Genomic DNA, 21,196 nt, shown 5'->3' on the forward strand with positions numbered 1-21,196 from the left:
AGCTAATTTGGATCTCAGTCTAGACGCGGCCCGGCCTCTTAGGTTGGTTGCGGCCGCTTTTGCGAATTTCATTCGATCGATTGACTTATTCGAATGAATGGCATAATATCAGCAAATGATGAAAAACAACGACACAACAGCACCGCTCAAGGCCGATCGCGGCGACGCGACACGGGAGAAGCTTCTCGTTACGGCAATCGACGTTTTCGGACGCTACGGCTTCGACGGCGCCACGACGCGAAAGCTCGCCGATGCGGCGGGCGTCAACCTGCAGGCCATCCCCTATTACTTCGGCGGCAAGGAAGGGCTCTATATCGCCGCGGCCGCGCACCTGGCAGCTCTGATCGGCAACCATGTCCGCGACCTTCGCGCCATCATTCTCGGGCGCCTTGCTGAACTCGAAGAGCGGGGCCAACCGATGACTCCGGCCGAAGCGCGCGGCTTCCTCACCCAGATGGTTCAGAGGATGATCGTTCTCTTCGTCAGCAAGCAATCGGAGAGCTGGGCGCGCTTCATCATCCGCGAGCAGATGGAGCCGACCGAGGCATTCACACGCCTCTACGGCAACATCATGCGGCCGATGATCGAGATGGCGCGGCGGCTGATCGGCGCCATTCTCGAGGACGATCCGGCGTCCGAACACATCCGGCTCAGAACCCTCTCCTTCGTCGGCAGCGTGCTCGTGTTCCGCATGGCGCATGCGGCCGTCTATGCCCAGCTCGAATGGGAAACCGCCGGGCCGAAGGAGATCGAGACATTGCACAGGCACGCGGCTGAACTTGTCGCGATACTCGGTGCGGAGAAGGACCGCCAGTCATGAAGAAGATTGCACTCATCACCCTGGCCCTTGCGGCCGGCGCGGCCGGCGCCTGGTGGCTGGATCTGCCCGCCCGGATCGGCTGGGCGGAAGACCACAGGAACACGGTTCTCTACGGCAATGTCGACATCCGCCAGGTGTCGCTCGGCTTCCGCGTCAGCGGCCGGATCGCCGAACTGCGGGTCGACGAGGGCGACGCCGTCAAGGCCGGCGACGTCATCGCCAGGCTGGACGCCGAACCGTTCCAGCAGGCGCTGGACGCCGCCGAGGCGGATGCCGAGGCGCTCCGCTCAACGCTCGCAAAGCTCAAGGCCGGCGCCAGGCCAACCGAGATCGCCCAGGCTCGTGCCGCCCATGAGGAACGTCTTGCCGAACTCCAGAATGCCGAGCTCGCCTACCAGCGCGCGCAGCGACTGCGGCCGGCCGGGACGATCTCGCAGGCCGAACTCGACCAGGCGGTCGCGAGCCGCGCCGCGGCCACGGCGCGTGCGGCCTCTGCACGCGAGGCTCTGGCTCTGCTCGAAGAGGGAAGCCGGGTTGAAGACATAGCCACGGCCGAAGCGCAGGCGAATGCGGCGACGGCGAAGGCCGCGAGCGCCCGCACTGAACTCGAAGACGTCTCGCTGGTCGCGCCGAGCGCCGGCGTCCTTCTCTCGCGCGTCCGCGAGGTGGGCGCGGTTGTATCGCCGTCGGACACCGTTTATGTGCTCTCTCTGACCGAGCCCGTCTGGGTCCGCGCCTATGTCGCCGAACCGGACCTCGGCCGCGTCCATCCGGGCATGAAGGTCAAGGTCACCTCTGATACCAATCCCCGACAGGGCTATGAGGGCACGATCGGCTTCATCTCGCCGGTCGCCGAATTCACGCCGAAATCGGTGGAAACGCCAGAGCTCAGAACCGATCTCGTCTATCGGCTGAGAATCGTCGTCGACAAGCCGGGCACCGACCTGCGCCAGGGCATGCCGGTGACCGTGCACCTGCCGGGTCCGGAGGCCGGGTCATGACATCCGCACCCGGCAACTCGGCCGCGGCCCCTTTCGTACGGCTGTCTTCCGTCTCCAAGCGCTTCGGCGAGGCGCCCCCTGCCCTCGACTCCATCGACGGCGTCATCGCGGGCGGCAGGATCACAGGCCTCGTCGGCCCGGATGGTGCCGGCAAGACGACGTTGATCCGGCTGATGACGGGGCTCATGCTGCCGGACCAAGGCACCGTCGAAGTGCTCGGCTATGACACGCGCAAGGATCCGGCGAGTATCCAGGCAGCGATCGGCTATATGCCGCAGCGCTTTGGGCTCTATGAGGATTTGTCGGTTCAGGAAAACCTCGATCTCTATGCCGACCTGCGCGGCCTGCCGCTCGCCGAGCGTGGCCGGACCTTCGCCGAGCTGCTTGAATTCACCGATCTCGCCCGATTCACCGCACGACTGGCCGGCAAGCTTTCCGGCGGCATGAAGCAGAAGCTCGGCCTCGCCTGCGCGCTTCTACGCAAGCCGCGACTGCTGCTGCTCGACGAACCCGGTGTCGGTGTCGATCCGATCTCGCGGCGCGATCTCTGGAAGATGGTCGAGAACCTGACGGCGGAAGGCATCGGCGTCCTCTGGTCGACGGCCTATCTCGACGAAGCGGAAGCCTGCGATCATGTCCTGCTGCTCAACCAGGGCAAACTGCTGTTTTCCGGTTCGCCGCACGAGATGACCGGGCGCGTCGAAGATCGAGTGTTCCGCCTCTCCGGCACGATCGGGCGACGGCGCGAGCGGTTGGCTCGGCTGCTCGATCAAGAAGGCGTCGTCGACGGAGTAATCCAGGGCGAGGCAATACGCCTGGTGATGAAGCCAGGGCTCGCCCCTCCTTCTCTCGACGAGGCATCATCCGGTCGCGCCACGACGACACCGCCGCGCTTCGAGGACGCTTTCGTCGACATGCTTGGCGGCGGTCCCGGTGGACGGTCGCAACTTGCGGAGACCCAGCGGCCGTTCACCGTCGACCGCGGCCGGCCGGTGATCGAAGCGCGCGGGCTGACGAAGCGCTTCGGCGACTTTACCGCCGCCGACAACATCACCTTCGACATCCCGCGCGGCGAGATTTTCGGTCTGCTCGGTCCGAACGGCGCCGGCAAGTCGACGACGTTCAAGATGCTCTGCGGGCTCTTGAAGCCGACTGCCGGCGAAGGCCGCGTCGCCGGTTTCGATCTTCGGCGCGACGCCGCCGAGGCGCGCAATCGACTCGGCTACATGGCGCAGAAATTCTCGCTCTACGGCGACCTCAGCGTCCTGCAGAACCTGAATTTCTTTGCCGGCGTCTATGGTCTTTCCGGCTTGAGGAAGCGCGAGAGGATCGACCTGATGACCGAGATTTTCGATTTCCGCGCGATCCACGACATGTCGGCGAAGGACCTGCCGCTTGGCCTCAAGCAGCGCCTGGCGCTCGCCTGTGCCGTTTTGCACGAGCCGGAAGTACTCTTTCTCGACGAACCGACCTCCGGTGTCGATCCGATCACCCGGCGCGAGTTCTGGACCCATATCAATGGGCTGGTCGAAAAGGGCGTCACCGTCCTCGTCACCACCCATTTCATGGACGAGGCGGAATATTGCGACCGCATCTCGCTGATCTATCGCGGCCGGTCGATTGCACTCGGCTCGCCCGACGAGATGAAAGCGCGCGTCGCCGGCAAGGACCTGCCGGACCCGACCATGGAAGACGCCTTCATAGCCCTCGTGCATGGTTCCGAGGCGAAGGAGGCAGCATGAGCGCTGAGGTGAAAAAGCTGGAGCCCGAAGGCTCGGGCCGCGCCAGGCGCTTCACCGCTCTCGTGCGCAAGGAAACCTATCAGGTGGTGCGCGATCCGAGCAGCATCCTGATCGCCTTCGTGCTGCCGCTGATCCTGCTCTTCCTGTTCGGCTATGGCGTGTCGCTCGACACCACGCAGACGCGGATCGGCCTCGTCGTCGAGGAGGCGACGCCGCTGACGCGCGATCTTGCCGCGAGCTTTCAAGCGTCGCGCTATTTCGCCGTCGTCAATGGCCGGGACCGCCGAGAGTTCGAGGACGACCTCGTCCTCGGACGCGTGCGCGGCATCGTCGTCATTCCGGCGCGCTTCGCGGCCGACCATGCGGCGGGGCGAAATCCTGCCGTACAGGTGATCGTCGACGGGTCCGATCCGAACACGGCGAATTTCGTGCAGAACTATGCGCAGGGAACGGTCGCCAATTGGGAGCGCCAGCTTGCGAGCGAAGGCCAGGGCCAGCCGCCGGCGATCGCCGCCGAACAGCGCTTCTGGTTCAATCCGGAACTGACGAGCCGCAACTTCCTCGTCCCTGGCTCCATCGCCATCGTCATGACACTCGTCGGCACGCTGCTCACCTCGCTTGTGGTCGCCCGCGAATGGGAGCGCGGCACCATGGAAGCGATGATGGCAACCCCCGTCTCGGCTGCCGAACTGCTTGCCGGCAAGCTGCTGCCCTACTTCATCCTCGGTCTTACCTCGATGACGCTCTGCGTTCTCCTCGCCGTCTTTCTGTTCGGCGTTCCCTTCCGCGGCTCGGTGGTCGCGCTCTATGCGCTGTCGGCAACCTTTCTGATGCCGGCGCTCGGGCAAGGGCTGCTGATTTCGGCCGCGACCAAGAACCAATTTCTCGCCTCGCAGCTGGCGCTGATCTCCGCATTCCTGCCGGCTTTCCTGCTGTCCGGCTTCCTGTTCGAGATCAACTCGATGCCGACCGTCATCCAATGGATCACGTACATCGTACCGGCACGCTACCTCATCCCCAGCCTGCAGACGGTGTTTCTCGCCGGCGACATCTGGCCGATGTTCGCCCGTGCGATTGCGGTGATGTTCCTGATTGGCTGCGTTTTCTTCGCGCTCGCCGCACGCAGCACCAGAAAGAGGATCGGATAGATGTGGTGGGGCAGACTGAAGGCGCTGATCGTCAAGGAACTGCTGGCCGTGCTTCGGGACCCGAAGGGGCGCACGATCCTGATCGGCCCGCCGATCATCCAATTGCTCGTCTTCTCCTACGCCGCGACGCTCGAGGTGAAGAATGTCGACCTCATGGTCTTGAACCGCGACAACGGCCACTGGAGCCAGGAGCTCGTGCAGCAGATCGGCGGCTCGCCGACCTTCCGTTCGATCCGGCTCGCGGAAAGTCCCGCCGAGATCCGCGCCGCTATCGATAACCAGCATGTGCTGGCCGCTCTGGAAATCGGCCCCACCTTTTCCCGTGACATCGAGGCGGGAAAGCCCGCCGAAGTGCAGATGATCCTGGACGGGCGGCGCTCCAACGCCTCGCAGATCGTGTCGGGCTATCTGAGCCGCATCGTAGGTGCGCTCGCAGCCGAAACGCCGGCCGGCAAACGCGCCGCCTCCGAGGCAATCAGGGTCGAGGCGCGCAACTGGTTCAACCCCAATCTCACCTTTCAGTGGTTCATGGTGCCGAACCTCGTGGCGAGCATCGCTCTGCTGATCGGCCTGATCGTCACTGCGCTGTCGGTCGCCCGCGAGCGGGAACTCGGCACCTTCGACCAGCTGATCGTCTCACCGTTGCGGACGCACGAAATCCTGATCGGCAAGCTCATCCCGCCGATGATGATCGGGCTCTTCCATATCACCATCTATATTCTTGCCGCCGTCTTCGTCTTCGGCGTGCCGCTGCGCGGCTCGCTGCTGCTGCTTTACGGAAGTGCCATCTTCTATCTTGCCGCGGTCGTCGGGCTTGGCCTCTTCATCTCGGCACTGTCGATGACCCAGCAGCAGGCGATCCTCGGGGCCTTCCTGTTCATGGTGCCGGCGATGCTGCTGTCGGGTTTTGCGACGCCGATTGAGAACATGCCGGGCTGGCTGCAGCCGGTGACGCTGATCAATCCGCTGCGCTATTTCCTAGTCATCGTGAAGGGTGTCTTCTTGAAGGATATTCCGCTCGCCGAGGTGGTGCACCAGACCTGGCCGCTATGCCTAATCGCCGTCGTCACGCTGTCCTCCGCCGCCTGGCTCTTCCGCCGCCGACTGGAGTGAGGGTCAGACGAGACGGACGGGACCGGGATAACGGCCGATCATCTCGTCGGATGTCACGAGCACAAAACCTTCGACAATCGATTGGGCGACGAGGATGCGGTCGAATGGGTCCTTATGGATCGGAGGAAGCTGGTCGACGGCCACTGCATGAGCGCCGTTCACCGGCAGTTCCGCATAGCCGTTGTCCAGCAGACCGCGACGGAGCAGCCGAGGATCGGCCTGGAAGTCCGCCCGCCCAAGACCGCGCTTGATCGCGATTTCCCAAAGGCTCGCCGCGCTGAAATAGAGCGCGTTTTCACGGTCCTCGATGAACGCGAGCGCATCCCTTGACAGGCGGCCGGGGTCACCGGCCGCCCAAAGAAGGAGGTGGGTATCCAGAAGAATGTTCATGCGCCGAAAAGATCTTCGATTTCGTCACTGCCCATTCGGTCGAAGTCGTCCGGGACGATGATCTGGCCCATCATGAAGCCAAGCCGGCGCTGCTCTGGCTCAGCGGGTTGATCGATAGGCACGACCTTCACCATCGGTTTTCCCGCCTTGGCGATAATGAAGGGCTCTCCCCGCGCGGCTTTTTCGATCAGGCGCGAGAGATGAGTCTTCGCCTCGTGAATGTTAAACGTTTCCACCGCTGCCCTGACATTTTGGACTTAGTTCAATAAACTTAGTCCATCGCGCATCGGTTATCAAGGACAGTGCCGACACCTAGGGCATCCCAAGAAACCGACCGATCGCAGCTATCTCGTTCTGACGGATGTCATGGCCGCCGGAATGCCACTCTACGTCGACTGCGGCACTCTGCGCCTGGAGATAGTCGGCGAGCGCTTGCGTCAGCGGCGCGGGGCAGATCGGATCGCGTTCGCCGGCGGTGATCAGTATCTTCCGACCTGCCAGCGCCGGATTGTCCTTCGGGCGGAACGGGATCAGCGGATGCATCAGCGCCGCCTTGTCGAAAACGCCCTCTTCGATCAGCACATTGGCGAGGATATTGGCGCCATTGGAATAGCCGAGGCCGATGATTTCCGACGCCTCGTGCTCGGCAGCGAGCGCCTTGACGAAGCCTGCCATCTTTTCGGTGGCGCGCGCCAGGTCCGCCATGTCGTAGACCCCCTCGCCCGTGCGCCTGAAGAAGCGGGCGGCCCCGTGCTCGGAGACGTCGCCGCGCGGCGAGACGATCGTCGCATCGGGCAAGAGCTCGGCGCCGAAACCGAAGAACTGGTTTTCGTCGCCCCCCGTGCCGTGCAGGACGAAGAGGATCGCTTTGCCGGACTTGCCTGCCTTTAGCTTGTGAACATAGCCATGGTCGGCCATCGAATTCCCCTTTTCCGCCAATGGGTCGGCGGTCGTTTATAACACACAACTTCAAGAGCGGTTTCTCCTCCCGCGTATCAACGAAGGAGGAGCGAAGCGCTGAAGGAACTTAGCCTTCCAGCTTCTGCAAGTGGCTCTCGAGGATCGGTCGCAGATGCTTGTGCTGCTGCGGCAGTTTCAGCACTTCGCCGAGATGGACGACCTCCTCGTCGCGGTCGAAGCCCGGTTCGTTGGTGGCTATCTCGAACAGCACCCCGCCCGGGGTGCGGAAATAGATCGCCCAGAAATAGTCGCGGTCGATCACCGGCGTCACATGGTAGCCGGTGTCCATCAGCGCCTTGCGCACCTCCAACTGCTTTTCGCGATTGTCGACGGCAAAGGCGACGTGGTGTACTGAGCCGGCCCCCTGCGCGGCGCGGTTGATGTTCGGCAACGTTTCCAAGTCGACGAGGCTCGCGCCATTGCCGCCCGGCACGACCAGCCGCGTAACGCCATCCTTGCGGTCGAGTTCCTCATAGCCCATGAATTTCAGCAATTCCGCGGTCGCGCCCTCGTCGCGCAACCGCATGGAAACCGAGTGGAAGCCGCGGATCGCATGATCCCCTAAAATGCCGCCTTCGGTCCAGGGTGTGCGCGGGTCGTCCTCGACCTCGACCAGGGCAAATCCGTCCCCGTCCGGTCCTGCGAAATTCAAGCGCCTTTCGCCGAAGGCTTCCCCGGCCTTGAGGCCGCTGACGCCGAGTTGCGTCAGACGTTCCTGCCAGAAACCGAGGGACCCCTTCGGCACGGAGAAGACAGTCGCGCCGACCTCCCCGGTTCCGGCGCGGCCTCGCGGCATCTGCGGAAAGGGGAAATAGGTCATCACCGTGCCGGGCGTTCCGGTCCTGTCGCCGTAATAGAGATGGTAGACGTCCGGCGAATCGAAGTTCACGGTCTTCTTGACACGGCGAAGGCCAAGCGTGTTCGTGAAGAAGTGATTGTTGGTACGGGCGTCGTCCGCCATTGACGTTACGTGATGCAGGCCTCTGATCTGGTCGAGCATTTGTCGATGCCTTTCTGCCCGTCTGTCCTCGGGCTTGTCGAATGCCGGATAGATGCGCCCTTCCGATCGAGCACGAAAGAGCAGGGGCAACAGACGCATTGTCAACATCGTGTTGACGTAGATCGATGTTCGTCTATACGGCACGGCATTCACCGATCGCTTGCCACCGGTCGAGCGTGCTCTTACGATCCGCAATACCGTTTGAAATCCGCGGGAGGAGGAGCCCGGGCATTCCGTGAAATACCGCTTCCTGCTTCTGCTCTTGCTCCTGCCGGTCGCCGTCGTGACGCTTGCCGTTAAGGGCAATGTCGTTGCGACCCGCAGCTACATGCAGGAAGCCTCGGCGCAGGCGAATACGGCATTGAGACTGGCGGTTGCCGCTCTCAGCGGCCATCTCAATCGCTATCAGGCGCTGCCCGCCTTGATCGCCGATCACGACGACATCAAGGAACTCGTGACGCGTCCCCGCGATCGCCGGCTGCGCGATTCCGTCAACGGTTATCTGAAAGAGATCAATGCGCTCCTGAAATCGTCCGACATCTACGTCATTACCCCCGATGGCGACACGATCGCGGCGAGCAATTACGACGGACCGGCAAGCTTTGTCGGCCAGAACTTCAGCTACCGCCCCTATTTCCAGGATGCGCTCAAGGGGGAGCAGTCCCGCTTCTATGCGCTCGGCACGACGTCGCTCAAGCGCGGCTACTACTTCGGCTCGCCGATACGCATCGGCGAGGAAATCCGCGGCGTCATCGTCTTCAAGGTCGATATCGAGACCATCGAAGCCTCCTGGCAGGGCGGGGAGTACAGAATTTTCGTTTCCGATCCGGAAGGCATCATCTTCATGAGCGGAGATCCAAAATGGCTCTACGCGGGTATCCTTCCCCTGACGCCGGATCGGCTTGCCCGGACGGAAGCCTCGCGGCGCTATGCCGATGCGATCCTCCACCCCTTACCGGTCGTTCGAAGCGAGACTGACGGCCACGCTTTGATGACGGTGTCGGGCGGCGAGCGCGCGCGGGAATATCTTGTCCTCTCGCACTACATGCCGGATGCGGACTGGACGGTGAACGTTCTCACCGACACAGCCTCGGTCCGGACCCAGGCCCTGACGACGGTCGCTGCCGCCATCCTGTTGCTCTGCCTTGCCTGCCTGGCGATCGCAATCCTCGTCCAGCGGCGCGCACGGCTGCGGGAGCGCATGCTCATGCAGGAACAGGCGCAGGAGGAACTCGAGCGCCGCGTCGAGGAGCGCACGGCCGACCTCGCTCGCGTCAACGTGCAGATCGAGGCGGAGATTGCCGAACGGCGGCTCACCGAGCAACAATTGCGTCAGACGCAGGCGGACCTCGTCCAGGCGGGCAAGCTCGCCGGGCTCGGCCAGATGTCGGCCGCGCTTTCGCACGAATTCAACCAGCCGCTTGCCGCCGCCAAGACCTATGCCGACAGCGCCGCTCTGCTGATCGAACGCGGGAGAACGACGGAAGCCAGCGACAATGTCAGGCGCATCTCCAGCCTCATCGACCGCATGGCGGCGATCAGCCGGCATCTGCGCAATTTCGCGCGCAAGCCGAATGAAAAGCTCAGTCCCGTTCCGCTCGAAGATGTGATGCACGATACGATGGAGATCGTCGCGGCGCGATTGAAGACGGCGAACGCGGATATCGATATAGATCTCGGTCCCGAACCGCTCGTCGTCCGCGCCGGTTCGGTGCGGCTACAGCAGGTGCTGGTGAACGTCATCTCCAATGCCGCTGACGCCGTCGAAGGGTGCCAGAACCGCGCGATATCGGTGCGCGCCTGGCGCGAAGGCGACAAGGCGGTGCTGACCATCCGCGACCGCGGGCCCGGCGTCCCACCAGCCATCGCCGAGCGCATCTTCGATCCCTTCTATACGACCAAAGGGGTCGGCAAGGGGCTCGGTCTCGGCCTTTCCATCTCCTACAATATCGTCAAGGATTTCGGCGGCAGCCTGACAGTCTCGAACCATACCGAAGGCGGCGCCGTATTCCGCATCGAACTTGCCGTCGTGCCCGAGACCGAGCGGGAGGCTGCCGAATGAGTGACAGCCGCGTTCTGCTTGTCGACGACGAGGAGGAGCTTCGCCGCTCGAGCGCGCAGGCCTTGGAGCTTGCCGGCTTCCGTGTCGATACATTCGCCAGCGCTGAGCGGGCGCTCGAATTCATCAGCTTCAGTTTTCCGGGCGTCGTCATCAGCGACATTCGCATGCCGGGAATGGACGGCATGACGTTCCTGCAGCGCATCCGCGAGATCGACCCGGAAGTGCCGGTGATCCTGGTTACCGGCCATGGCGATGTACAGTTGGCTGTCCGGGCAATGCGCGAGGGCGCCTACGACTTCGTCGAGAAACCCTTTACGGCGCAGGCGCTCGCCGGCACGATCCGCCGCGCGCTCGATTGGCGCGGCCTCGTGCTCGAGAACCGACGCTTGCGGGCGGTCGCGGGAAAGCGCGACGACATCGAGCAGCGGCTGCCGGGACGGAGCCCCGTCATGGTCGACCTGCGCTACCGGGTCCGTGCGATCGGCGCATCGGACGCCGACACGCTGATCATCGGGGATACCGGTGTCGGCAAGGAGGTGGTCGCCCGCGCACTGCATGATCTGAGCAGCCGGGCCAACAGCCCGTTCATCGCCATCAATTGCGCGGCCCTGCCGCAAAACCTCATCGAAAGCGAGCTCTTTGGTCATGAGCCGGGGGCGTTCCCCGGGGCGCTCAGGCCGCGCTACGGAAAGTTCGAGCACGGGCGCGGCGGCACGATCCTGCTCGACGAGATCGGTTCGATGCCTTTTGACCTCCAGGCGAAGTTCCTGCGCGTGCTGCAGGAAAGGATGATAACCCGGCTCGGTTCCAACGAGCACGTGCCGCTCGACGTCCGCTTCATCGCGACCAACAAGCAGGAGCTTGAGCCGGAGGTCGCGGCCGGGCGGTTCCGCGCCGACCTGCTTTATCGGCTGAACGTCGCGACGCTGCGCGTGCCGGCTCTGGCGGAGCGCCGCTCGGATATCCCGCTGCTCTTCATGCAGCTCGTGCGCGAATCCGCCGCGCGATACGGCCGCGACGACATCGAGATCTCGCCGTCGCTCGCCTCGGAAATGGCGACCCGCGACTGGCCAGGCAATGTCCGCGAACTCCGCAATGCTGCAGAGCGTCTCGTGCTCGGCCTCGAAAGCGAACGCGACGACGCAGCCTCGTCCACGAACGGCTCGCGCCTTGCCGACCGTGTCGCGGCCTTCGAAAAGAGCGTTATCGCCAGTGCGCTCGCCGCGCACGGCGGTGCGCTGAAGCCGGTCTATGAATCGCTCGGCATCTCGCGCAAGACGCTCTACGAGAAGATGCAGAAGCTGGGGCTGGACAAGAGAGCTCTGTCAGAGGAGCCGTGAGCGCGACTCCAGTGGTTTCGCTCCTCCAACGTCAAACATTGAACGCCGCTCCGATCAACGTTTTCGTGTAAGGCTCTCTCGGCGCTTCGAAAATCGCGTCCGTATCCCCCTCCTCGACGATGCGGCCGTTCTTCATGACGATCACATAGTCCGACATCGCCTTCACCACGGAAAGATCGTGGCTGATGAAGATGTAGGAGAGGCCATGCTTGCCCTGCAGGTCGCGGAGCAGTTCGATCACCTGGCCCTGCACCGAGCGGTCGAGCGCCGAGGTGGGCTCGTCGAGGATCACCACCTTCGGTTTCAGGATCATCGCCCGGGCGATGGCGATGCGCTGGCGCTGGCCGCCGGAGAACTCGTGCGGATAGCGGTTGCGCGAGGCGGGATCGAGGCCGACTTCCTTCAGGGCGGCGATGGCGCGCCGGTCGCGCTCCGCACGGTTCAGTCCCGGCTCATGCAAGTAAAGACCCTCGGTGATGATCTCGCCCACCGTCAGGCGCGGCGAAAGCGAGCCATAGGGATCCTGGAAGACGAGCTGGAGCTCGCGGCGCAGGGGCCGCATCGTGCTGCGGTCGAACCCCGAAATGTCGGTGGTACCGAAACGGTAGTGGCCGCCGCTCGGCAACAGTCGCAACAGTGCACGCCCGAGCGTCGATTTCCCCGAACCGGACTCGCCGACAATGCCGATCGTCTGGCCCTGCCGCAGGCGCAGGTTGACGCCGTCGACGGCCCGGAAGACGGCGGACGAGCCGCCGAACAGGCCCTTGCCGATGGCGTATTCAACCGCCACATCGCGGCCCTCGAGAATGATCGGCGCATTGCCCGCGGGCGCCGCTTTGCGGCCGCTCGGCTCGGCGGCGAGCAGCATCTTGGTGTAGTCCGCCTTGGGTCTCTCGAAAATCTCCGTCGTGCTCCCCTGCTCCACCACCTCGCCGCGGCGCATCACGGCGACGCGCTCGGCGAAGTGCTTGACGATGCCGAGGTCGTGCGTGATCAGCACGATCGCCATGCCGAAGCGCTGCTGCAGTGATCTGAGCAGATCGAGGATTTGCGCCTGGATGGTGACATCGAGCGCAGTCGTCGGCTCGTCAGCGATCAGGATATCCGGCTCGTTGGCGAGCGCCATGGCGATCATGACGCGCTGACGTTGGCCGCCCGACAATTCGTGCGGATAGCTGTCGATGCGGCGTGCCGGTTCGGGCATGCCTACGAGTTCGAGAAGTTCGAACACGCGCTTCTTCGCCTGCTTGAACGTGCCGCCGCGGTGATGAACGATCGGTTCGGCGATTTGGCGGCCGATCGTGTAGAGCGGATCGAGCGACGTCATGGGCTCCTGAAAGATCATGGTGATCTTTGAGCCGCGCACGTCGTTGAGTGCCTTTGGCGGCAGCCCGATGAGTTCCTGGCCGCGGTAGCGCGCCGATCCGGAAACCGTGCCGTTCTTCGCCAGGAGACCCATGATGCCCATCATCGTCTGGCTTTTGCCCGAGCCGGATTCGCCGACGACCGCCAGCGTTTCGCCGGCATTGACGTCGAGATCGATGCCCTTGACGGCTTCGACCGTGCCGTCCGGGGTGGAAAAATCCACCTTGAGGCCGCGGACGGCGAGAATGGAATCCTTGGTTTCTGCCATGTCAGCGGTCCTTGGGATCGAGCGCATCGCGCAGGCCGTCGCCGACAAAGTTCAGCGAAAACAGCGTGACGACGAAGAAGATGGCCGGGAAGATCAGCAGCCACGGCGCCGATTGGATGTTGTTTGCCCCTTCGGAAATCAACGCGCCCCAGCTCGTCAGCGGCGCCTGCACGCCAAGGCCGAGAAACGACAGGAAGCTTTCGAGCAGGATGACCTTCGGCACCACGACGGTGACGAAGACGATCACCGGACCGATGGTGTTTGGAATGATGTGCCGACGGATGATCTGCCAATCCGTCAAGCCGAGCGCCTGTGCCGCACCCACGAATTCGCGGCGCTTCAAGGCAAGCGTCTGGCCGCGCACAATGCGGGCCATGTCCAGCCACTCGACGGCACCGATCACCAGGAAGATCAGGATGAAGCTGCGGCCGAAGAAGACGACCAGCACGACGACGAGAAAGACGAAGGGCAGCGAATAGAGGATCTCGACGAAGCGCATCATGACGTTGTCGACGCGCCCCCCGATATAGCCGGAGGACGCCCCGTAGACGACGCCGATGCCGAGCGAGACGAGGCTGGCGAGCAGGCCGACCGCGATCGAGATCTGGCCGCCCAGCATGACGCGGACAAGCAGGTCGCGGCCGTTGGAGTCCGTGCCGAACGGGAAATATTCGCGATCGACCTCGCCTTCGACCTTCAGCCTGCGGCCTTCGTCCTCGGTCGCGACGACCTTAGTGTTCTCGAACTCGTTCGCCCGGTCGAAGTAGCGCGTGGCGCGCGGGTCGATCGGCTGCTTTGAGGTGACCGTGGCGGTGAAGGCTTCGCCCTCGACGTTGAAGTCCTCGAGCGTCACGCGGGCGCGCGCCGCCACACTTTCCATCACCTCCTGCAGCGTCGAGGTGTCCGGCCGCGGCTCGAGACTCGGGCCGATCGACACATAGGAGGGGAAGACCTGATCGTAGCTGTGCGGCGAGAAGAACGGCCCGACAAAGGAGAAGAGCGCGATCAGCGCCAGCATGACGCAGCCGGCCATGGCGGCGCGGTTGCGGCGGAATCGCAGCGCCGCGAGCTGGAAGAGGCTGCGCCCTCTTGTTTCCGGCGAGACCGTGGGGACCTGGACGATATCAGTCATGGCGGACCCTCGGATCGAGCAGGCCGTAGAGAATATCGACCAGGAGATTGAAGACGATGACGAAGATGGCGATGAGGACCACCGTGCCCATGACGAGCGTATAGTCGCGATTGATCGCGCCGAGCACGAAGTATCGGCCGACGCCCGGGATGGTGAAGATCGTCTCCACCACTGCCGAACCGGTGAGCAGTGCCGCCGCGCAAGGTGCCAGATAGGAAACCACCGGCAGCATCGCGCCGCGCATTGCATGGGTGACGACGACAGAGCGGGACGGCAATCCATAGGCCTTTGCGGTGCGGATATGGTCCGTGTGAAGCGCCTCGATCATCGAGCCGCGTGTCAGCCTGGCGAAGACCGCAAGCTGCGGCAGCGCGAGCGCGATCATCGGCAGGATCAGGAAACGGAACGATCCGTCGCCCCAGCCGCCGGCGGGGAGCCACGACAGCATGATCGCGAAGATGAGGGTCAGCACGGGACCGACGACGAAATTCGGCACGGTGACGCCGACCGTCGAAATCGACATCACGGCGAAATCGAGCAAGCTGTTCTGCCTCAGCGCGGCGATCGTGCCGGCGATGACGCCGCCGACAACGGCCAATATCAGCGCGTAGAAGCCGAGCTCCATGGAATAGGGCAGGCCCTTGCCGATCAGCTGCGCGACATTGTTGTCATGGTAGATATAGCTGGGGCCGAAGTCGCCGGTGACCGCATTGCTGAGATAGATCAGGTATTGGCGCCAGAGCGGCTGATCGAGATGATAGGTCCTCATCAGGTTCTCCATCGTCGATGGAGGAAGAGGACGCTCGAGATTGAAGGGGCCACCGGGGGCAAACCGCATCAGGAAGAAGGATATCGTGACGACGATGAACAGCGTCGGCACCGCACTCGCCAGCCGGCGAAGGACGAAGGAGATCATGGACGTGGCTCCGGAGGCGACGCGCGGGCTTCCGCGCGTCGCCTCAGTTCGTTACTCGGCGATCGACAGGAACTTGCTCAAGTGCGCATTCGGCGCATTGTCCTGCCAGCCCTTGACGCGGCTCGACACGAGCCACAGGTCCGCCTGGGTGAGGAACGGCGCAATCGGCTGCTCCTTCATCAGCAGGGTCTCGGCTTCGTGAAGGAATTTCGAGCGCGCCGCCGGATCCTGTTCCTCATAGGACTTCTTCATCAACGCGTCGAACTCGGCGTTTTCGAAGTGGCCATAGTTGAAGGTCTTGTTGGTGCTGAGGCTCAGCGCCAGGAAGTTCTCGGCATCCGCGTAGTCGGCGACCCAGCCGGCACGGGCAACGTTGAACTTGCCGCCTTCCTGCAGGTAGGCGTAGTGCGACGAGACGTCGAGGTTGACGAGCGATACCTTGGCCCCGAACGTGTTCTTCCACATGTCGGCGACCGCCGTCGCCACGCGTTCGTGGTTCGGGTTGGTGTTATAACGGATCTCGATGTTCAGCGGCTTGCCGCCCTCGCCGTAGCCGGCCTCCTTCATCAGCTTGACCGCCTCGTCTTCACGATCAAGCTGCGACTTGTCTGCGAAGTCCGCCTTGGCTGGATCGCCGTAACCCTCGATGCCCGGCGGCACCATCGAATAGGAGGGAATTTGCGAGCCGCTGTAGATCTCCTTGGCGAGGAAGTCGCGGTCGACCGCCATCGAAAGCGCCCGGCGAACGCGGACGTCGTTATAGGGCTCCTGCCGTGTATCGAAGGCGTAGTAATAGGTCGCAAGCGTCGGCGAGACATGCACCTGGTCGCCGTAGGACTGCCGCAGCCGATCGATCTGGTCGGCCGAGAAGTTGTAGGCGAGGTCCATTTCCTTCGCCTCGAAGCGACGCACAGAGGCCGCCTGGTCGTCGATCGGGTAGAAGATCACCTTGTCGAGCTTGACGTTGGCGGCATCCCAATAGCTCGCATTTTTCTCCATCGTCAGGCTGTCGTTCGGCACATGCGCCGTCAGCCGGAAGGCGCCGTTCGAGACCATCACGCCCGGCTTGACGAAATCGGCGGCGTTCTTCTCGACGCTCGCCTTGCTGACCGGAAGAGCGGTCTGGTGCGCAAGCAGTTCCAGGAAGAACGGCGTCGGCCGCTCGAGGGTGACTTCGAGCGTCTTTTCGTCGACCGCCTTTACGCCGAGCTGGTCGATCGGCACTTCGCCCTTGTTGACTTTTTCGGCGTTCTTGATCGGAAAGAGAATGTTGGCGTATTCGGCGGCCGTCTTCGGATCCTCGACGCGGCGGAACGAGAAGGCGAAGTCCTCGGCGGTTACCGGCGAGCCGTCGGACCACTTGGCATCGGCGCGCAGCTTGAACGTATAGACGACGCCGTCATCGGAAAGCTCCCAGCTTTCGGCGGCACCGGGAATGATCTTGCCGGCTGCATCGTAGATCGTCAGGCCCTCATAGAGATCCTTGAGGATGAACTCCTCGATATTGATGGATGTATGCGCCTGGTCGAGCGTCTGCGGCTCGCCGGCATTGCCGCGATGCAACACAGCTTCAGCGAGCGCCGGGCTTGCACCGATAAGCAGCGAGCCGATGAGCGCGGCAGCGCTGAGGTTGAGTTTCAATGAAGCCATTATTCTTCTCCTTCCCCTCGTTTTGAGTGTGGTTGATCGCAGGAGAGAAGTGCAAATCCTCACCAAAGGCAAGGCGATTTTGCATCCTCCTTTATAAAACGAAACTTTGATAATCGCTCTAGTTGCATCGCGTCGTTGCGACGGATTCCATCGCCTGCTCCGGATGTTCACCTCGCGAATTATGCGCCGGAAACCCGCAACTGCAACGATTTAGATTAGAAGGAGAGCTCCAGACCGTGCTCTTTTGCGAAGGCAGGATAACGGCTCCGTGCAAACTTCATGAATAGATATGGCACTTTACGTAATATGCAGAAAAATTAGGGACGCCTTTCGCAATCTTTTTGCGGGGCGCGCGCATTGCGTGTTTCCGGCCGGCGTCACTCACAACCAGGCGACGGGTCGACGCAAAGAGAGAACCAGCACGACGAAAGCGTCGTTCGCAGCGGATATCTTCGCGGACGCCACCACCAACCAGAAAGCGAATGCCCCGAATTTTCGCAGGGTGGCTTTTCATCCACAGCAAATACCGCTGACGCACGTCAATCAACTGTCCGCCCCGCCCATTGTGCCGGTTGCCAAAAGGACTTGATCAACTATTGTGCCTCTGACTTGGGCCGATACGCCGGTTCCGGTGGCATCGGAGCGCACTCGCATGCCTCCGCGTCGCCGGCGAACGAGCCCGCACCGTGGCGGCGCGTGGGCCGCTTAATTCACGGCGCCTGGAGTGAGGCGCACCAGCATCAGGGAGATTTCGAATGGCATTGATCACATTGCGGCAACTGCTCGACCACGCGGCGGAGAACAATTACGCGCTGCCGGCCTTCAATGTGAACAATCTCGAATACATCCAGGCGGTCATGCGCGCAGCCGACGCGACCGACTCCCCCGTTATCCTCCAGGCGAGCCGCGGTGCGCGCTCCTATGCCGGCGACGCCTTCCTGCGCCACCTGATCCTCGGCGCAGCGGAAGAGTACCCGCATATCCCCGTCTGTCTGCATCTCGACCACGGCGACCAGCCGTCGACCTGCATTTCGGCGATCACCAACGGCTTCACTTCTGTGATGATGGATGGCTCGCTGGAGAAGGACGGCAAGACCGTCGCGAGCTACGAATACAACGTGGCGGTCACGGCCGAAGTGGTGAAGATCGCGCATGCGGCGGGCGTTTCCGTCGAGGGCGAACTCGGTTGCCTCGGCAATCTCGAAACCGGCGCCGGCGACAAGGAAGACGGCCACGGCTTCGAAGGCAAGCTGTCGCGTGAGGAACTCTTGACCGACCCCGACCAGGCCCTCGACTTCGTTTCCAGGACCGGCGTCGATGCACTGGCCGTGGCGATCGGCACCAGCCACGGCGCGTACAAGTTCACCCGCGAGCCGGATGGCGAGATCCTCTCGATCGAGACGATCGCCAAGATCAACAAGCGCCTGCCCAACACCCACCTCGTCATGCACGGCTCGTCTTCTGTGCCGGCGGACCTGCAGGAACTCTTCAACGCCTATGGCGGCAAGATGAAGAAGACCTGGGGCGTGCCGGTCGCGGAGATCCAGAAGGCCATCCCGCTCGGCGTCCGCAAGGTCAATATCGATACCGACCTCCGGCTCGCGTTTACCGGCGAGATACGCAAGCACCATATCGAACATCCGGACAATTTCGATCCGCGCAATTATCTGAAACCGGCCATCGTGCACATGACCGAGGTCTGCAAGGAGCGCTTCGAGGCCTTCCGCGCGGCCGGCCAGGCATCGAAGATCCGAGTGCTCAAGCTGCAGGATATGGCGAAGCGCTACGCGAAAGCGGCCTGACGGCCGCCCAATGGCTGATGCCGTCCTTCCGGAAAGGGGCACGGCATTTTCGCTTTACGCCTGACGCTCCAGCGGCGCTTCGTGCTCGTAGAGCTGGTCCATGCTGAGCGTGGCCACGTCGGCAAGTGGCGTCTGGCTTTTCACGCGGCCGCTGCCGAGCACCACGACGTCGTCGCAGAATGAAATCGTGCTTCTGTGATGGCTGATGACGATGGTCGTGCGCCGGCCGACGCGCAGCTTCAGCGTCTCGACGATCGCTGCTTCCGACAGGCCGTCAACCGCATTCGTCGCCTCGTCGAGGATCAGGATTGCCGGATCGCGCACCAGCGCCCTCGCAAGCGCGATGCGTTGGCGCTGTCCAGCCGAGAGACTGGCTCCCCGGTAGCCGACCACGGTCTCGTAGCCGTGCGGCATGCTTTCGATGAAGCCATGCGCCTCGGCCAGTTTCGCCGCACGCGCGACTTCCGCTGCGGTCGCCTCCTGACCGTAGGTGATGTTCTCGAAAATTGTGCCATCCACGAGTTCTAGGTCCTGGCTCGCCACGGCGATTTGGCGCCGCCACTGGGCCGGATCGATCTGATCGAGAGGTACACCGTCAATGAGGATACAGCCTTCGTCCGGCTCGACGAAGCGGCACAGAAGATTGACGATCGTCGTCTTGCCGGCGCCCGAGCGGCCTATGAGCGCCGTCGAACGGCCGCTCCGGATCCCGAAGGCGGCGGCGCTCAGTACGACGGGGCGTGCTTCCAGGCCCGGATATCGGAAGGTCACCTGATCGAATGTGATGTCTCTGTGCAAGCCATCGACCGGCTTGCTGCCGGAGGGCGGCTTCGGCTTGTCGGACGAGTCCAGGAGCCACCGAACTTCTTCGAGCGAGCCGCTCCAGCCCTGGATCTGGCTCCAGGACATTTGCAGAGCCCGCACATGCGGCTGCAACCGGTAGAGCAGGACGACAAAGGCGACGATTACCGGAAAGCTGACGCCGGCGAACCAGGCGCTGACGACCGCCGCCAGGAACAGGGCGGAATGCAGCACTTCCGTCAGCGGCGGCAGCGCGCCCTGTCGGGATTGCAGCACGAAACCGGCGTGGCGTACGGAATCCGAAGCGGAATCGAATGCGGCCTTCTCCCGGCTCTCCTGCCCGAACACACGGATCAGCCGTCCGGCGTGCACGAGATGCAGCATCCGCGCCGCAAGCTCGCTGTTGAAGGAGGTGACGTTGCGGCTGGGGCCTTTGAGCGTCGCCGATAGCGCCGCATGCGCCACCTGGACGAGGACCAGACCAACCGCCACGAAAAGCGTCATCTGCCACGACAGAAGCAGCAGGAATGCCAGCAGGATCACTGCGGCAGAGGCGTTCACCATGGCTGCGAGCACGGTTTGTATCGCGTCGGAGGCCCGCCAGGATTCGTTCGAGATGATATTGAGCAGCCGGCCGGGGTTCTGTTGCAGGAAAAACGGATAGCCTATCCTGAGGAGCTGGTTCGCAAGCGCGCTGCGGATGGAATGGCTCGCCTTTCCATAGATGAAGTTGGTGAGCACGCTATTTGCAAAGGCGAGCAGGTTTTTCAGAACGATCAGCGCCAGGATCGCGGTCCCGAGCGCGAGCAGTCTGTCATCTTTGTCCAGCCCCGATCCGACCTGCTGGAAGAACGCCGAGATGCCGCTCAGCCCGGCGGAAGCGTCGCTACCGGCAATGATCCCGAGCATCGGGATGATGAGGCCGATGCCGGCACCTTCCAGCGCGGCACTTGCGAGCCCGAGAACGACGACCAATGGCAGCAGGCGCAATTGCCGCCCGAGCGCGTTACGCAGCAACTGCAAACCGGGCATGAGGAACCGCAGCATCATGGGCTTCGCTCCAACTCGGGTATCGTCTCGCTGATCGGCTGCAGCTCGGTTGGGGCGGCCCGCTTTGTCATGACGAGATAGGCGAACTTCGCAGCCCCCAACAGGTTCATCGACACGATCGGCCAATGCGAGAGTTGCAGAGCGGGGTCAAACCGGGCGCCGCCGAAGACCTGGCCACAGGCTGACCGGACAGTCCAACAGAAGTGGCGCAGCAGCCACGGCGCCTTTAAGAGATGCTTCGCACAAAGTGCGCCATTGCCCAGGCTGTAACTGCGGTGCAGCCTTTCGATTGCCGCGCGGGACGTTCGGCCGTGGTGATGAAAAACCGTCATGTCTGGAACGTATTCCACGGGAATACCGAGATGGAAGGCGCGCACCAGATAGTCGGTGTCTTCGGCAGAATGCAGCGGTGCGCCGGCGCCGAAGCGCTCGTCGAAGCGCCCGATGAGAGCGGCGACCTCGCGATGCATGGTCATGTTGCAGCCCAGCACGAAGCCCCCGGGATGGACATCGCGGGTCAACCGCGCAGCGATCTTCGACCGTTTGATCGTAAAGGGCTGGTCGGCCGGGTTGCCGAGCTCGACGCGCCCACCGCGCAGCACGCGCTGCTCGCCCTTCGCGTAGTGCCGTTTCAGA

Annotated in this window: 17 protein-coding genes and 1 pseudogene (1 of these 18 running past the window's edge); 8 read left to right on the forward strand and 10 right to left on the reverse strand. The window is 63.1% G+C overall.

Going from position 1 to position 21,196, the window contains the following annotated elements; all coding sequences use genetic code 11:
- Positions 1-115: 115 nt before the first annotated feature.
- The 5 genes from RHIBR816_RS0114785 to RHIBR816_RS0114805 are packed head-to-tail and all read left to right on the forward strand — an operon-like array spanning position 116 to position 5,824.
- Complete coding sequence (locus RHIBR816_RS0114785; RefSeq protein ID WP_018237339.1) at positions 116-820, forward strand: CerR family C-terminal domain-containing protein; 705 nt, start codon at positions 116-118, stop codon at positions 818-820.
- The gene (hlyD, locus tag RHIBR816_RS0114790; protein ID WP_018237340.1) at positions 817-1,821 is read left to right on the forward strand and encodes a secretion protein HlyD; all 1,005 of its coding nucleotides are present in this window, start codon (positions 817-819) and stop codon (positions 1,819-1,821) included. Before RHIBR816_RS0114785 ends, hlyD begins: the two co-directional genes overlap by 4 nt.
- Complete coding sequence (locus RHIBR816_RS0114795; RefSeq protein ID WP_018237341.1) at positions 1,818-3,563, forward strand: ATP-binding cassette domain-containing protein; 1,746 nt, start codon at positions 1,818-1,820, stop codon at positions 3,561-3,563. Before hlyD ends, RHIBR816_RS0114795 begins: the two co-directional genes overlap by 4 nt.
- Positions 3,560-4,711 (forward strand): ABC transporter permease, encoded by a 1,152-nt coding sequence (locus RHIBR816_RS0114800; protein ID WP_018237342.1) that lies wholly within the window; start codon positions 3,560-3,562, stop codon positions 4,709-4,711. The genes RHIBR816_RS0114795 and RHIBR816_RS0114800 overlap by 4 nt, the downstream gene beginning before the upstream one ends.
- Entirely contained in the window at positions 4,712-5,824 is a 1,113-nt protein-coding gene (locus RHIBR816_RS0114805; RefSeq protein WP_018237343.1) for an ABC transporter permease, read from the forward strand.
- Positions 5,825-5,827: 3 nt separating this feature from the next.
- Here the strand turns inward: RHIBR816_RS0114805 and RHIBR816_RS0114810 are convergent, their stop codons facing one another.
- The 4 genes from RHIBR816_RS0114810 to RHIBR816_RS0114825 all read right to left on the reverse strand — a co-directional run bounded on the left by RHIBR816_RS0114810 (position 5,828) and on the right by RHIBR816_RS0114825 (position 8,174).
- Positions 5,828-6,214: a type II toxin-antitoxin system VapC family toxin gene (locus RHIBR816_RS0114810; protein WP_018237344.1), complete on the reverse strand. Its 387-nt coding sequence runs from the start codon at positions 6,212-6,214 to the stop codon at positions 5,828-5,830.
- Positions 6,211-6,450 carry a type II toxin-antitoxin system Phd/YefM family antitoxin gene (locus RHIBR816_RS0114815; protein ID WP_018237345.1) on the reverse strand — a complete coding sequence of 80 codons (240 nt, stop codon included), beginning with the start codon at positions 6,448-6,450 and terminating at the stop codon, positions 6,211-6,213. The genes RHIBR816_RS0114810 and RHIBR816_RS0114815 overlap by 4 nt, the downstream gene beginning before the upstream one ends.
- Positions 6,451-6,526: 76 nt before the next feature.
- Positions 6,527-7,132 (reverse strand): alpha/beta hydrolase, encoded by a 606-nt coding sequence (locus RHIBR816_RS0114820; RefSeq protein ID WP_018237346.1) that lies wholly within the window; start codon positions 7,130-7,132, stop codon positions 6,527-6,529.
- A 109-nt stretch (positions 7,133-7,241) separates the two neighbouring features.
- Positions 7,242-8,174, reverse strand: a complete 933-nt coding sequence (locus RHIBR816_RS0114825) for a VOC family protein (protein ID WP_026187014.1) — start codon at positions 8,172-8,174, stop codon at positions 7,242-7,244.
- A gap of 235 nt (positions 8,175-8,409) precedes the next feature.
- On the opposite strand from RHIBR816_RS0114825, the gene RHIBR816_RS0114830 reads away from it, so the two are divergent.
- Positions 8,410-10,236 (forward strand): sensor histidine kinase, encoded by a 1,827-nt coding sequence (locus RHIBR816_RS0114830; RefSeq protein WP_018237348.1) that lies wholly within the window; start codon positions 8,410-8,412, stop codon positions 10,234-10,236.
- Positions 10,233-11,576, forward strand: coding sequence for a sigma-54 dependent transcriptional regulator (locus RHIBR816_RS0114835; protein WP_018237349.1), 1,344 nt, complete (start codon positions 10,233-10,235; stop codon positions 11,574-11,576). The genes RHIBR816_RS0114830 and RHIBR816_RS0114835 overlap by 4 nt, the downstream gene beginning before the upstream one ends.
- Before the next feature lie 31 nt (positions 11,577-11,607).
- Here the strand turns inward: RHIBR816_RS0114835 and RHIBR816_RS0114840 are convergent, their stop codons facing one another.
- The 4 genes from RHIBR816_RS0114840 to RHIBR816_RS0114855 are packed head-to-tail and all read right to left on the reverse strand — an operon-like array spanning position 11,608 to position 16,907.
- A complete protein-coding gene (locus tag RHIBR816_RS0114840; protein ID WP_026187015.1) occupies positions 11,608-13,209 on the reverse strand; it encodes an ABC transporter ATP-binding protein in 1,602 nt (533 codons plus the stop codon).
- Between the two features lies 1 nt (position 13,210).
- Complete coding sequence (locus RHIBR816_RS0114845; RefSeq protein ID WP_018237351.1) at positions 13,211-14,341, reverse strand: ABC transporter permease; 1,131 nt, start codon at positions 14,339-14,341, stop codon at positions 13,211-13,213.
- Complete coding sequence (oppB, locus tag RHIBR816_RS0114850) at positions 14,334-15,257, reverse strand: oligopeptide ABC transporter permease OppB (RefSeq protein ID WP_018237352.1); 924 nt, start codon at positions 15,255-15,257, stop codon at positions 14,334-14,336. Before oppB ends, RHIBR816_RS0114845 begins: the two co-directional genes overlap by 8 nt.
- Positions 15,258-15,308: 51 nt before the next feature.
- Entirely contained in the window at positions 15,309-16,907 is a 1,599-nt protein-coding gene (locus tag RHIBR816_RS0114855; RefSeq protein ID WP_018237353.1) for a peptide ABC transporter substrate-binding protein, read from the reverse strand.
- A 755-nt stretch (positions 16,908-17,662) separates the two neighbouring features.
- Between RHIBR816_RS0114855 and fba the strand changes: the two genes are divergently transcribed.
- Positions 17,663-18,709: a class II fructose-bisphosphate aldolase gene (gene fba / locus RHIBR816_RS0114865; protein ID WP_018237355.1), complete on the forward strand. Its 1,047-nt coding sequence runs from the start codon at positions 17,663-17,665 to the stop codon at positions 18,707-18,709.
- 54 nt (positions 18,710-18,763) lie between these two features.
- Here fba and RHIBR816_RS0114870 read toward each other — a convergent pair whose 3' ends face one another.
- Together RHIBR816_RS0114870 and RHIBR816_RS0114875 are read right to left on the reverse strand one after the other, a co-directional pair.
- Positions 18,764-20,557, reverse strand: coding sequence for an ABC transporter ATP-binding protein (locus RHIBR816_RS0114870; protein WP_026187016.1), 1,794 nt, complete (start codon positions 20,555-20,557; stop codon positions 18,764-18,766).
- A pseudogene (locus RHIBR816_RS0114875) lies at positions 20,557-21,196 on the reverse strand (glycosyltransferase family 2 protein) (it continues 401 nt past the right edge of the window). The gene RHIBR816_RS0114870 and the pseudogene RHIBR816_RS0114875 overlap by 1 nt, the downstream one beginning before the upstream one ends.

This window comes from Ensifer sp. BR816 (assembly GCF_000378985.1).
Classification (GTDB): domain Bacteria; phylum Pseudomonadota; class Alphaproteobacteria; order Rhizobiales; family Rhizobiaceae; genus Sinorhizobium.